Here is a 14,964-nt window from a genome sequence, read left to right on the forward strand (position 1 = left end):
AGGAAATAAGAAATGAAAATATTTAAAAAAACGGCCATTGTTCTGGCTGCGTTAGCAGCGATAGGAACAGTATCCAGTTGTAAAAAGCTTCTGGTAGAGCAGCCACGCACACAATTATTGCCTGATTACTTTAAAACAGGTGGTGGCATTATAGCAGGTATAATTGGTGTTTACGCCGATATACGTGATTACTCGGGTGGTGAATCTACTCTTTATTGGGTGGGTACTGACGAAGGACGTCAAGGGTCTTCGGGAAGTTCAACAGCACAGTTGTTTGACAATTACAATGGCATTAACAGCTCAAACACACCTGGATTTGACGGTAGGTGGGCTGATATTAATACGCTCAATGGTGTATTAAAATTTGCTCCTTTAGCAAATGATATAACTGATTCGCAAAAAGCAACATATATAGCTCAAGCCAAATTTTTGAGAGCATGGCTATATTTCCAATTGGTACAAACCTACGGTGGAACTACAGCAACTGAAAAAAGTGGTATACCTCTTAATATTGAATTTATTGAGGCCCCAAGGAGTAGCGAAGCGCCTGCACCATTAGCAGATATTTATAATCAAATAATCAAGGATTTTACCGAGTCTATATCGGGATTGCCAAATACAATTACCTCTGATAATCCTTTCTCAGGAGCAGGAGCAGGAAAAACCGCCACTGCCGCAGTTGCTAAAACCTATTTAGCAAAAGCTTATCTTACCCGTGGTTATCTAACCGAAATAGCGCAACCTGCCGATTTTCAAAAGGCAGCTGACCTTTCGGCAGAAGTAATTGCTAACAAAGGTGTGTATGGTCTTGATTTATGGCAAAGTTATGCCGATGCCTATAAAATCGAGAACGATTACGGTAAAGAAAATATGTTTAATATTGACTACGGCTTAGGTGGTTCTGACGAAAACTATACCCGTTATCAACAACAAGGTGATGGTGGTTGGGGTATAAACTTTCTTTATGTAGTTTGGCGTTGGGATTATATCGCAAATGCTGGTATTGATAATAACAATAACATAGACGCCGTTCCTCAAACAGTTAGCACATCTAAACAGCCAATGCGCCGCGATAACTATAACGGTCGTCCATACGCACGTGTTGCTCCAAATGGCCCCTACTTGTACGGAACATTATGGCCGGCTGGTCAAATTAAGGATAGCCGCTTTGATGCTACCTTCCAAACGTTTTGGATTTATAATAAACCACTTTACCCTGCTGCAGGAAGTGTAGCTCCTGGTTTAACAAGTGCTGAGGTTGCTGCCGGAAAAACCGGGGCGGGCTCTAAAGGTGCATTAATACCTACTTCAAATTTCTCAGAAACGGCATACAACATTCCTGTTGACGGTGATACAGCAGTGTTGATTACAGATCGCGATGTTACCATGGCGAGGCGGGATGCCTTTAAAGGCTTAATTGTTGAACCTAATCAAATCAACAATTTAAGGTGGCCAACTGTTAAAAAGTTTGATGATACTCGTCGTACTCGTTTGAACGATAAATCAGCTCGTCCTATAATTATGTTGCGTTTCTCTGAGCTTTATTTAATTAATGCGGAGGCTAACTACATGTTAGGAAAAACAACTGAAGCTGCTAATTCATTAAATGTTCTTAGAACACGTGCTGCTTATCGCAATCCTTCAGATGGCGACCGTATTCCTAAACATGCATTTAGGGTAACTGCAGCTAATATGGCAGCAGCCAATGCCGCTAACATTGCCGCAAACCAGTTAAGCGCTTCAGAACTTGCTCAATTAGCTGTTGCTTATAATAAAACTCCAGGTACAGCATTGAATGGCTTGGATCTTATATTGGACGAATACAGCCGTGAGTTGTTTGGTGATCAACGCAGATGGTATGATCTGGTTAGAACCCGCTACCTTGTACGTCGTGTTAAAATGTACAAAGGAGCAACAGCGCCGAGTAGTGTAGACGCCGTGCAGGATTTCCATATGCGCAGACCTATCCCACAAAGTTTGATCGACGCTGTTTTAACAGGACCTAAATATCCTCAAAACAACGGTTATTAATACTAATAACTTAATTAGTAATGCTAGAACCGCCCCAAATTATGGGGCGGTTTTTTTATTTTGCAATCTCCTAGTAGATGTCCTCACATTAAAGTGAGCTTATTGCTTATATTTGAACCTTAGCTGACAATTAAGCCTCATGCAGAAATACTTTCATCAAACACGATTACTGTTAGCAGTTGACTGCATCATATTTGGATTTGATGGTGAAGAGCTTAAACTATTACTTATACAAAGAGGCTTTGAACCCGAAAAAGGTAACTGGAGCTTGATGGGCGGATTTGTTCAACCTGAGGAAAGTTTAGACCAGGCAGCCAACCGTATATTAAAGCAGCTTACCGGACTTGATGGTGTTTATCTGGAACAATTGTACACCTTTGGCGAACCCAATCGTGATCCAAAAGAGCGTGTCGCATCTGTAGCCTACTTCGCGCTGGTTGATGTTTCTAAGTATGAAAAACAGATTAGCCATGATTATCATGCAGATTGGTTTCCGCTAAAGAAAGTACCTGAGTTAATATTTGATCAGCCGGCCATGGTTGAGATGGCTCAGAAACGTATTCGCTATAAAGCCGCGCTTCATCCGATATTGTTTGAGTTATTGCCTGAGAAGTTTACCATACCGCAACTCCAAAATTTATATGAAAGCGTTTACGATACAACTATTGATAAGCGCAACTTCAGTAAACGGGTTTTAGCCACTAAGCTTTTGATAAAGCTTAATGATAAAGATAAATCCAGCTCAAAAAGGGGAGCATATTACTATAAACTTAACATGCAAAACTACTACGCCAAGTTTCAGGCTTTCATGAATTTTATACCTAATCCGGATAACCTGATGGCTTAAACACAGGCTGGTAATGTTTGGAAATAAATTTTATAATCTTAATAAATAAGTGTTATTTTGACACCAATTTTTAAACCTATATGGAATTGGATAAATATGTAATTGGTGTTGATTATGGCACCGATTCTGTACGCGCTATTATTGTTAATGCCGCTAACGGAAAAGAAATGGCATCGTCGGTACATTATTACCAACGCTGGCAAAAGGCTATGTTTTGCGATGCGCCTAACAACGTTTTCAGGCAGCATCCGCTTGATTATCTGGAAGGATTAGAGATAACCATTAAAGACGCCATTAACAAAGCAGGGGGTAAAGCCATTGCCGATAATGTGCGCGGTATATCTGTTGATACAACCGGATCAACTCCAATAGCCGTTGATGAAAAGGGTACTCCGTTGGCCTTAAAGCCTGAGTTTGAAAACAACCCTAACGCGATGTTTATTTTATGGAAAGACCATACAGCTATTAAAGAAGCGGCTGAGATAAATGAGCATGCAACCAAATTTGATGTTAATTACTTAAAATATGTTGGCGGTATCTACTCGTCTGAGTGGTTTTGGGCCAAGTTACTGCACATCATTCGTGTTGACGAGAAAGTGCGCAAGGCAACATATTCTTGGGTAGAGCATTGTGATTGGATCCCATTCGTGTTAACAGGTGGTAATGACGCATCTCAAATAAAAAGAAGCAGATGCGCTGCAGGCCATAAAGCACTTTGGGCCGAAGAGTTTGGCGGTTTACCTCCTGATGAGTTCTTCTCAACTTTAGATCCGTTGCTTGCTGGTTTTGCTTCGCGTTTGTTCAGAGACACTTATACTTCTGATATTGCCGCAGGCACCATTGGCGCTGAATGGGCTGCAAAATTAGGCTTACCGGCAGATGTGAAAATTGGCGTTGGCGCTTTCGATGCACACATGGGCGCCGTTGGCGGTCAGATTGAGCCTTACTACCTGAGCAAGGTAATGGGTACATCAACCTGCGATATTTTAGTAGCTCCAAATGCCGAAATGAAAGACAAACTTGTTGCAGGTATTTGCGGACAGGTTGATGGTTCTGTTATTCCGGGCATGGCTGGTTTAGAGGCAGGCCAGTCTGCTTTTGGCGATACTTATGCCTGGTTCAAAAACGTATTGTCTTGGCCAATAAACAATTTGTTGACCAAATCAAAGGTTATTGATGAGGGCACTGCTGAAGCTTTAAAGAACGAAATTTTTGAAGAGATAATCCCCGAGCTAAGTCGTCAGGCTGCTATGCTTCCGATAGAAGAGACGAATGAACTGGCTATCGACTGGTTTAATGGTCGCCGTACGCCTGATGCTGATCAATCACTTAAAGGTGCGGTTATCGGCTTAAATTTAGGTACAGATGCGCCACGTTTCTTCCGTGCCATTGCTGAGGCTACCTGCTTCGGTGCAAAAAGCATTGTTGAGCGTATGATTGATGAGGGTGTACCGGTTAAAGGTTTGATAGGTATTGGTGGGGTAGCTAAAAAATCATCATTTATTATGCAAATGATGGCCGACATTATAGGTATGCCTATTAAGATACATCAGCACGTACATACCTGTGCTTTAGGTGCAGCTATGTTTGCATCGGTAGTTGCAGAACTGCACAACAATGTAGAAGAAGCAATGGCGGCTATGGGCGGTGGTTTTGATGTGGTTTACGAACCAAACCCCGAACTTAGCGCAGTTTATGCTAAACGCTATGAGCAATATAAAGGCCTTGGCGAATTTATTACCTTCCGTACCAGGCAACTGGAAAAATCTGTTAACGCATGAGTAAGTATCAGCATATAAAAGACGAGGCTTACGCAGCTAACATGCAGCTTCCAAAATTGGGTTTGGTGTTATTTACGTTTGGTAACGTAAGCGCGGTTGACAGAAGCTTAGGCGTATTTGCTATCAAACCAAGCGGTGTGCCGTACGAAGATCTGACACCAGACAGTATGGTGATTGTTGACTTTGATGCCAATACTGTTGAAGGTAACTTACGTCCGTCATCTGATACCAAAACACATGCTGTACTATACAAGCATTGGGATAGCATTGGTGGAGTAGTACATACGCACTCAACCTATGGTACCTCATGGGCACAGGCACAGCGTGATATACCAATTTTTGGTACCACACATGCCGACCACCTGACTACCGATATTCCGTGCGCGCCGCCAATGGACGATGCCATGATAAAAGGTAACTATGAGTATGAAACCGGTTTTCAGATCATGAACCACTTTAACAAATTCAATTTGGATTATAAAGAGGTAGAAATGATACTGGTAGGTAACCATGCGCCATTTACCTGGGGTAAAACAGCTGCCAAAGCCGTTTACAACAGTGCCGTTTTAGAATGCGTTGCGCAAATGGCTTACTTAACTGAGCAGATCAATCCCCAGGCACCACGTTTAAAAGATACGTTGATCAACAAACACTTTCAGCGTAAACATGGTCCGGATTCATACTACGGCCAAAGCTAATCACCAATTGACTGATAAAATTATAACATAAAAATGATCGACTTAAAAAAATCAGAGATCTGGTTCATCACCGGAAGCCAGCACCTTTACGGCGAAGAAACGCTTCGTCAGGTTGCGGTACACTCGCAAGAAATTGCTGCAGGTTTAAACAATGCCGGCCAGATACCGGTAACTGTTGTTTACAAACCTATTGTTAAAAGCACCGAAGAAATATACGATACCATTGCTGAAGCTAACAATGCTGAAAACTGTATTGGTATAGTTACCTGGATGCACACTTTTTCGCCTGCTAAAATGTGGATACGTGGTTTAAGCATCCTGAAAAAACCGTTATTGCACCTGCACACCCAGTTTAACCGCGATATTCCATGGAACTCTATTGATATGGATTTCATGAACCTGAACCAAAGTGCCCACGGCGACCGTGAGTTTGGTTTCATGGTATCGCGTATGCGTTTAGAGCGTAAAGTGGTTGTTGGCCACTGGCAAGAAACTGAAGTTGCTGAGCAAATTGGTGCTTGGTCTCGCGCTGCTGCTGCATGGCACGATTGGCAAGGCGCTAAATTTGTTCGTTTTGGCGATAACATGCGTTATGTTGCTGTTACCGATGGTGATAAAGTTGAAGCCGAATTACAGTTTGGTTTCTCTGTAAACACATATGGTATTGGTGATCTGGTAGCTGTTATTAATGAGGTTACTGAAGCTGAAATTAGCACCTTATTAGACGAATACGAAGCAACTTACAACATGGATGCTTCATTGCGCAAAGGCGGAGAGAAACACCAGTCGGTTTATGATGCTGCTAAAATTGAATTAGGCTTACGCAAATTCTTAGAGGCCGGAAATTACAAAGGTTTCAGCGATACTTTTGAAGATCTGCATGGCATGATCCAGTTACCAGGTATTGCTGCTCAGCGTTTAATGGAAGCAGGTTACGGTTTTGCCGGTGAAGGCGACTGGAAAACAGCTGCATTAGTTCGTGCTTGTAAAGTAATGGGTAGCGGCCTGCCGGGTGGTAACGCCTTTATGGAAGATTACACTTACCATTTTGATCCAAACAACGCTTTGGTATTAGGCTCGCACATGCTGGAAGTTGACTCATCATTAGCCAGCGGTAAAGCTACTTTAGAGGTTCATCCTTTAGGTATTGGCGGCAAAGCTGATCCTGCACGTTTAGTATTTAACGTAGCGGGTGGCCCTGCGCTTAACGCGTCATTAATTGATATGGGTAACCGTTTCCGTTTACTAATTAATGAGGTGGAAGCTGTTGAGCCAACTAATGATCTGCCTAACTTACCGGTAGCGCGCGTATTATGGAAACCACTTCCTGATATGAAAACAGGTTGCGCTGCATGGATCTATGCAGGTGGTGCACACCATACTGCTTACAGCCAGAACTTAACTGCTGAACATTTGTATGATTTTGCTTCAATTGCAGGTGTTGAGTTTATCCGTATTGGTAAAGATACTCGCATTGATCAGTTACGTAACGAACTAAAATGGAACGACAGGTTCTATAAATAAGGATCTACAGAAACACACAACAATAGAAAGGCCGTTCCAAAAGGAGCGGCTTTTCTGCGTTTTATTGCTTTCCTCGCTTGTCATTCAAATATTCCGATGGCAATACACCATATTTGCCTTTAAACATGCGTGAAAAGTAGCTTGGGGTGCCAAAGCCGGTCATGTATGCTATTTGCGCTACATTGTAATCACTGCTTGTTAGTAGCGCTGCTGCCTTTTCCAACTTAACAGATCGCATATATTCAATTGGGGTGAGCCCCGTCAATTCTATCAGCTTATAGTAAAGCGAGCCCCGGCTCATACCGGCATGCTTGCTTAAATCTTCAACAGAAAGATTGGAATCACTCATCCGCGACTCCATAAATGCCATCAACGAGTTAAGTAATTTTACATCTGCAGATTCTGTTTCGGCAGGCTGCTCAGCAACCATGTGTATCTGTTTGGAGTAAGTATCCTTTAAACTCTTATTCAGTTCCAGTAAGTTGCTTATACGTGCATGTAATATCTGGAAGTTAAAAGGCTTGGTAAGGTAATCGTTAGCACCTGCATTAAGCCCCTTTAACTGTTCCTCTTCACCAATTATAGCTGTAAGCAAAATAACAGGAATGTGGCGCGTACGTTTATCACCTTTAAGTTTCTTGCTGAGCTCAACGCCATTCATTTCAGGCATGCTAATATCACTTACTACCAATTGCGGATGCGTAGAGAGCGCCTTTTGCCAACCTTCCTTTCCGTTAGCGGCTTCAATTATCTGGTAGTATTTGCTTAAATGCCCCGCCAGGTATTGCCTGAATTCATCATTGTCCTCCACCAATAACACTTTTGTAGTTTGGTCGGTATTGATTGCTGTGTCGTCAACCGGCTCATCAAAAGGATCTGCTTCTACCATTTCCTGGTATACTGTAGTTATCTGTTCAGTTACTTCCTGTATAGGCTCCAAAGGTAGCTCCACTATAAATTGCATTCCTCTTTCAGGCAACAATTTGGCGGTAATTGTACCATCCTGTAATTCAACAAACTCCTTAATAATAGATAAACCAATTCCTGTACCCTGATTTAGGATGTACGAAGGCTGTTGGGACTGATAAAAACGATTAAAAATGTTATCCAGGTCAGCTTCAGGAACGCCTACGCCGGTATCCGCAACGGTTATAGTAATGTAAGGTGTAATAGCATTCTCATTAACGTCGGTAATAATGCTTACAGAGCCTCCGGAAAGCGTAAATTTAAACGCGTTGGACAGAAGATTAAAAATTATGCGTTCTAACTTGTCGTGATCAAAAAACGCATGCCAGTTGGGCCTTGAACTCTTGATTTCTAAGGAAATATTTTTCCTTGCAGCAATATCCCTGAACGAATCGGCGGTATCATGAATGAACGCTACAACATCATCAGCCTTCAGGTCAAGTTTTAGCTGGTGCTCCTCCATTTTTCTGAAATCAAGCAGCTGATTTACAAGGTTAAGCAAACGCCTTATATTGCGATTTATAACACCCAGATCTTCATTAATGTCATTACTTAACTTTTGCCCTATCAGTTTTTCAACCGGAGCAGCTATAAGCGATATAGGTGTTCTAAACTCATGACTTAAATTAGTAAGGAACTGTATTTTTTCTCTGTCTAATTCATGTACACGTGCAGCTTCCCTTCTTTCCGATTCTATGAGCTGTTCAACCCTCAACTCTTCCTGTTCGCGCGCAAATTGTAGTTTGAGCTTTCGGATACCACGTCTGCGAATGTAAAAAAGACCGCCTGCAATGGATGCCGCGTAAAGAATATAGGCAAAAGTACTGCGCCAAAATGGTGGCGATACAATTATTTCTATTGTTGTTACCGCCGCGTCTTCATCCTTGTTTGTATTATTCGTTTTAACTTTAAACAGATAGGTACCTGGATCAATGTTGGTATAGTTGGCCACCCTGTTTCTGTTAACAAGGTTCCAATCATCATCAAAACCTTCTAACTTATATGCGTATTGGTTCTGCATTGGCGCAGTGTAATCAAGCGCTACATAACCTATAGAAAAATTTTGACCGTATTTAAGGCGAATCTCTTTACTGGTAGCAATTTGTTCCTTTAAAGGTGATTTTTCTCCCGGTACAATGGTTACGTTGTTTACTTTAAGGTCGGTTAATAACACGCGATTGGGAAGTACAACATCGGGTAGTTGGGCGGGATTAAAAAAATTGAACCCTTCTTCTCCACCAAAATATATATCGCCATGTGAAGTTCTTAAGCCGGAACTGCGCAAAAAAGAAGCTTGTTGAACACCGTTCTCGCTATTGAAATTTCTGAATTTTTTTTGCTTTCGGTCAAAAGAACTAATGCCTTGATCCGTGCTAAGCCACAAAATTCCGCGGTCGTCTTCAACTATGGCTTTAATACTCGCGTTGGCCAAACCGTTTTTTTCAGTGTAGGTGATGAACTTTCTTGTTTTATTATCTAAGTAGCTTAGCCCTTGGTTGGTGCCTACCCAGGCAGTATGGTCTTTGGCTATTAAAACACTTTGTACAATGTCGTCAGAAAGGTTGTTCTTTAGCTTGTCATATATAATTACTGACCTGTCAGCAGGATGATATACTGCAATACCAGTACCGTTTGATGCTATCCAGATATCGCCGTTAGGCCCCTTGGCTATGGTATTGATAAAGTCATTTAAAGGCGATACGGGAGAAAAAGCAGTTGGCCCATTTTTGTTAAATTGGTTAAATTTATTTGTCGCCGGATCATAAATACTTACACCCGCTCCAATAGTGCCTATCCATATTTTACCTTTTCCGTCTTGCATAACGGTTGATACATCATTGCTGGAAATAGAATTGGCAGTGCCATCAGCTATAAACTGCCTGTAACTTCCTGTTGCCGGATCCAATTGAAAAAGTCCGTCGGTATATGTACCGACCCATAACTTACCCAGATGGTCCATATGTAAGCACAACACAACGTTTGCGGGTTTGCCTGTAACCTTACTTTGCAAAATAAAACGCTTGAACAGCCGCGTTTTTTTATCAAACAGTGAAAGCCCGCCACCGTCGGTACCAATGAATACCTTGCCATCTTTATATTCTGCGAAGCTGTTAACAATTGGCGCGTTCAATCCTTGCGGATCAAATGGATTGCTTAGTTTATGATCAAACAGTGCTAAAATTTTATCATACTTTACAACACCACCCCTGTAAGTACCTACCCAATAAATGCCTGCCGGATCAATATAGATAGCACGTGTTGAATTGCTGAGCATGCTAAATTTATCCCGCGGATCGTTCACGTAATGCTCAAAAACATCGGTAGCCGGATTATAAATATCTACGCCATTTTCGGTTCCCACCCAAAGTTTTCCGTAGCTATCAGAGCAAACTGCAAAAATTACATTATTGCGGATACTTCGGTTGCTATTGCCTTCTGCGCTGTATACCTTAAATTTTCCGTAGGATAACCATTTGTTTAATCCGTTTTGTGTACCGAACCATAAGTTTCCGTTGGTGTCTTCTGTAATGGTTTTTATGGCGTTATCGCTAATGCTATAGGCATCAGCATTGTTATGTAAAAACACTTCAAATTTGTCTGCATTCCTGTTGTACAAAAATAAACCCTGGTTGGTGCCTAGCCAAAGGCGATGCAGACTATCTTCAAAAATTGCCAGCACAACAAATGATCCCGGTTCATCAACTTTTTTATTTCTGATCCTTTTGCTGCTTATTTGAAATGTTTTAAGATTAACAATAAACAGGTTGCCGTACGTGCCTATCCACAAATTGCCCTTATCATCTTCGTAAAAAGATCGTGCAGAAATGTTTTGAACCTTTTGAGAAGGGTGGCTTGGCTTAAGGGTAACAAACCTATCTGTTTTCCTATCGTAATAACTTATTCCTCCGCCACTGCTGCCCACCCATAATCTGCCTTGCTTGTCTTCGTACAAGGCTACAACCTCATTGGTTGAAAGGCTGTTTTCATTGCCAACTTCATGCCGGTAAACTGTAAAGTTACTTCCGTCAAATTTGCTTAACCCGTTACTTGTACCGAACCACATCAGGCCATGCCTGTCTTTTATAATGGCGTTGACCGTGTTAGATGGCAGCCCTTCTTTGGCAGTAAGCGCAATAAAGTTTATATCGGTTTGCGCATGCGCAACTTTAAACCCAATAAGCAAACCCAGCCATAAAATTAAATGGCTCGCCCGCGTTTTTAACATAATGAATATTTTAATGGCTGGTAAGCGAATTGTTTGGTAAGGTATTGGCTTCACCGCTTTAAACAAATATATAAAATAGACGACACTTGCTAATTAACTTAAAAGCTGCGGTTGTTATTATTAGTATCAAAAAAGTTACTGCCTGCCATTGACTGAATTATTTACAAAGCTTATTTTAGAACTTCCATTCATGCAAAATCCGTTTTTTAAAACGTTAAAGATTTTGACTGTAAACCTAAGGATCAGCTAAAAAAAATAAGGCCAACTCTATCGATGTAGTTGACTATTAATTTTAGCTCGATTGACCTGTTCGGCCCAAATAAACAATGATATATAAAACACAGGTCACCAATTTATACCCGATTAACAACCTGCGCGCGCAATGATGCGTGAACTTAAATAGGAAGATGAAGATAGACTTTATAAAATCAAAATTGCTTTTTGCTTTTAACCTGCTTGCGGTTACGGCATTGGCGCAAGGCCCCGGCCATGCCAGTTACGTTACCGAGAAAGGTGGCAAAGGCTACTTTAAATTAGTAGCTAACGGAACTGCCTCGCCCATATTGGTGAGTGAGCAGGAATGGCCCGGCGTTAAGCGGGCTGTAAACAGTTTCGTTACAGATGTTAATGCTGTAACAGGTGCTAAACCCGGGTTAGCAACTACAACTAAAGCTAAACAACTTATAATAGTTGGTACTTTAGGGAAAAACCAGTGGATTGACCAGCTGGTCAAACAAAAGAAATTAAATGTTACCGGCATTGCTGGTAAATGGGAAACTTACCTTGTACAGCCGGTTGCTAACCCATTTCCGGGTGTTACAAGCGCTTTGGTTATTGCGGGCAGTGATAAGCGCGGAACTATTTACGGTGTGTACGATCTATCGGCGCAGATAGGGGTGTCGCCATGGTATTGGTATGCCGACGTTGCGCCTAAAACAAAAAAAGCACTTTACGTAGCTCCGGGGCGCCATACTGATGGAACTCCCGCTGTAAAGTATCGTGGTATTTTTATCAATGATGAGGCGCCGGCTTTTTCCGGATGGGCCAAGGCGAAGTTTGGAGGTGTTAACCACCAGCTTTATGAGCACATGTTTGAGCTGATATTACGCTTAAAAGGCAACTATTTGTGGCCCGCAATGTGGGGCAATGCCTTTAATGATGATGATAAACTAAATCCTGTTTTGGCTGATGAGTATGGTGTAGTAATGGGTACATCTCACCACGAGCCGATGGATCGCGCGCAACAGGAATGGAAGCGTTACGGTAAAGGCAAATGGAACTACGAAGAAAACAAACAGGGTTTACAGGACTTTTGGCGCAAAGGCATTGAAAATATGGGTAACAAGGAAACTATTGTTACCATAGGTATGCGTGGCGACGGAGATGAGCCAATGACCAAAGGCAGTAATATTGAGTTGCTGGAAAATATTGTGAAAGATCAGCGCCAGATCATCAGTGATGTGCTGAAAAAGAAGCCTGAAGAAGTGCCACAAATGTGGGCTTTATACAAAGAGGTACAAGATTACTACGATAAAGGTATGCGTGTGCCCGACGACGTTACACTGTTATTGTGCGATGATAACTGGGGCAACATACGTAAATTGCCTTCTTTGACAGATAAGCCGCGTAAGGGAGGTTATGGTATTTATTATCACTTTGATTATGTGGGTGGTCCGCGTAATTACAAGTGGTTAAATACAAGCACTATTGCTAAAACATGGGAGCAAATGAATCTGGCTTATGAGTATAACGCGAGACAGATATGGATAGTTAACGTAGGAGACTTAAAACCTATGGAATATCCTATTAGCTTTTTCCTTGATTTTGCATGGAACCCTAAGCGCTGGCCAGCCAATAAGTTGCCGCAATATGCTACTGAATGGGCCTCGCAGCAGTTTGGAAGTGAGCATGCCACGCAGATTGCAAGTATGCTTACGCGCTATACACGTTATAATCAGCGGCGCAAACCTGAATCATTAAACCAGGATACCTACAATCTTATCAATTACAATGAGTTTGCAAGGGTGGTGGCCGATTACAATGCGCTGAAAGACGAAGCAGAAAAACTGGCAGCTATAATGCCTGCTCAGCATAAGGATTCGTTTTATGAGTTAGTACTTTACCCTATACAAGCCTGCGCTACATTGAACGAAATGTACTTTGAAGTTGCTAAAAACAGGTACTATGCGCAGCAAAAAAATGCCGTTGAGGCTAACAAAGCTGCTGATAAGGTTAAAGAACTGTACGCTAAAGATGCTGATATAAGCAAATATTATAATATGGTACTTGCCGATGGCAAATGGAACCACATGGCCGACCAACAGCATATTGGTTACACCAGCTGGCAGCAGCCAAATGCTAACATTATGCCTAAGCTTACTATACTCAAACCTGATAGTGCAAAAAATACAGCATTGTTACCTGTTGAGCAAGATGGCAGCACGCCTAAGGTAAACGGTTTGTTCAATGACAAATACGGGCACATAGCTATTGAGGCCGAGCATTATACCCGGGCGGTTAAAGACAAAAGCATTAATTGGGTTACCATACCTGATCATGGCAATGTTCTTTCAGGTGTAACACCATGGCCGGTAGCAGTGCCACGATTAGCTACACCAGGTGGATCTACCGCTCATCTGGAATATGATGTGGACCTGAAAAGTGCCGGTGATGTTTCAATAACAGCCTACATTACACCAACACTTGATTTCAGGAATGGCGGCGATGGCTTGTTCTATGCTATTTCAATTGATGATGAAGCTCCCCAAAAAGTGGATATCGCATCAAAAGTTGATGGGCGTGACTGGAGCCAGATGGTGTTAGGTAATGTTAGAAAGCTAACTACCAAACACAAAGTTGCATCCGCAGGTAAGCATACTATCAAATATTGGTTTGTTGACCCCGCTGTTGTTTTAGAACGTGTTATAGTTGACACTGGTGGTTTAAAGCCAAGTTACCTCGGCCCAAAAGAATAAGGGCTTAGCTTGATCAATACACTTAAATACCCCAATTAGCGTTAATTGCCGGTTGGGGTATTTTTGTTAAATTTTGTTAAGCCGCGTTTTATTATCATTCAACTGATTACTTTAGTGTTGTGAGACAATTTTTACTGTTATTGCTTTTTATATTTTGCTGCGGAACTGTTTTCTCGCAGGGCAGGATACGCGGTAAGGTGTTAGAAGATAAAACTTACTTAGGCGTGCCGGGTGTTACCGTACAAAATTTAAGCAACAAAGCTACCATGGCTACGGATGCCTCAGGGGCTTTTTCCATTGTCGCCAAAACAGGCGATATGCTTAAATTTTCAAGTATGGGTTACAAAGCCGATACCGTTTTATTAACCTCAATGGATATAATCACTGTTTATCTTACACCTGAGCAAAATATGCTGAACGAGGTGAAAGTTAAGGAGTTGGAATTTCCGCCGGGCGCATTCGCTTTAAAGCCGATGATGGGGCCTTTAGGAAGTAAGGTTGTGCGTTATCAAACTGATAGGAACGGTAACCCGATTGGAGGGATCAAGTTGAGTCCTTCGGCGCTTTTCGGCAGCAAAAAAACATCAGAACAGAAAATTGAGCGTTATGAACGCGATGCAGAAATAAGCAGAATGTTCAATGTGGTAACACTTGGTCCGTACCTGCCATTTAACGGTCAGGAATTGATCAATTTTGTAATTTTATACAAACCATCAGCTGAAACTTTCTATAATCCAAACTTTAAGATGACTGACTACCTCAATACCTGTTATCAAAAATTTATGGAAATACCTGCAGATAAACGCAAGTCGAAAGAATTGGTCGCGCTTAAGTAAATAACTTCAATAAAAAGAAACCGCCTCGTAAGCAATTATGAGGCGGTTTCTTTTTATTGAAGTTTAACAAATCCGATATC

General features: G+C 41.7%; 8 protein-coding genes. 7 read left to right on the forward strand and 1 reads right to left on the reverse strand.

Features of this window, described 5'->3' with window-relative positions; translation table 11 throughout:
- Positions 1–12: 12 nt before the first annotated feature.
- The 5 genes from CLV57_RS06535 to araA all read left to right on the forward strand — a co-directional run bounded on the left by CLV57_RS06535 (position 13) and on the right by araA (position 6,881).
- Positions 13–2,031 carry a RagB/SusD family nutrient uptake outer membrane protein gene (locus tag CLV57_RS06535; RefSeq protein WP_100340509.1) on the forward strand — a complete coding sequence of 673 codons (2,019 nt, stop codon included), beginning with the start codon at positions 13–15 and terminating at the stop codon, positions 2,029–2,031.
- A 139-nt stretch (positions 2,032–2,170) separates the two neighbouring features.
- The gene (locus CLV57_RS06540; RefSeq protein ID WP_100340510.1) at positions 2,171–2,878 is read left to right on the forward strand and encodes an NUDIX hydrolase; all 708 of its coding nucleotides are present in this window, start codon (positions 2,171–2,173) and stop codon (positions 2,876–2,878) included.
- An 80-nt stretch (positions 2,879–2,958) separates the two neighbouring features.
- Complete coding sequence (locus CLV57_RS06545; protein WP_100340511.1) at positions 2,959–4,659, forward strand: ribulokinase; 1,701 nt, start codon at positions 2,959–2,961, stop codon at positions 4,657–4,659.
- Positions 4,656–5,357 carry an L-ribulose-5-phosphate 4-epimerase gene (locus CLV57_RS06550; protein ID WP_100340512.1) on the forward strand — a complete coding sequence of 234 codons (702 nt, stop codon included), beginning with the start codon at positions 4,656–4,658 and terminating at the stop codon, positions 5,355–5,357. The genes CLV57_RS06545 and CLV57_RS06550 overlap by 4 nt, the downstream gene beginning before the upstream one ends.
- Before the next feature lie 33 nt (positions 5,358–5,390).
- Positions 5,391–6,881, forward strand: coding sequence for an L-arabinose isomerase (gene araA, locus CLV57_RS06555; RefSeq protein WP_100340513.1), 1,491 nt, complete (start codon positions 5,391–5,393; stop codon positions 6,879–6,881).
- A 61-nt stretch (positions 6,882–6,942) separates the two neighbouring features.
- On the opposite strand, the gene CLV57_RS06560 is transcribed toward araA, so the two are convergent.
- Positions 6,943–11,073 carry a two-component regulator propeller domain-containing protein gene (locus CLV57_RS06560; protein WP_157799084.1) on the reverse strand — a complete coding sequence of 1,377 codons (4,131 nt, stop codon included), beginning with the start codon at positions 11,071–11,073 and terminating at the stop codon, positions 6,943–6,945.
- A 407-nt stretch (positions 11,074–11,480) separates the two neighbouring features.
- Here CLV57_RS06560 and CLV57_RS06565 point away from each other — a divergent pair, with 407 nt between their 5' ends.
- Together CLV57_RS06565 and CLV57_RS06570 are read left to right on the forward strand one after the other, a co-directional pair.
- Entirely contained in the window at positions 11,481–14,048 is a 2,568-nt protein-coding gene (locus tag CLV57_RS06565; RefSeq protein WP_100340515.1) for a glycosyl hydrolase 115 family protein, read from the forward strand.
- A gap of 119 nt (positions 14,049–14,167) precedes the next feature.
- Positions 14,168–14,884: a carboxypeptidase-like regulatory domain-containing protein gene (locus CLV57_RS06570; protein ID WP_100340516.1), complete on the forward strand. Its 717-nt coding sequence runs from the start codon at positions 14,168–14,170 to the stop codon at positions 14,882–14,884.
- Positions 14,885–14,964: the final 80 nt, after the last annotated feature.

Origin of the sequence: Mucilaginibacter auburnensis (genome assembly GCF_002797815.1) — a bacterium.
In the GTDB taxonomy this organism is placed as follows: Bacteria; Bacteroidota; Bacteroidia; order Sphingobacteriales; family Sphingobacteriaceae; genus Mucilaginibacter; species Mucilaginibacter auburnensis.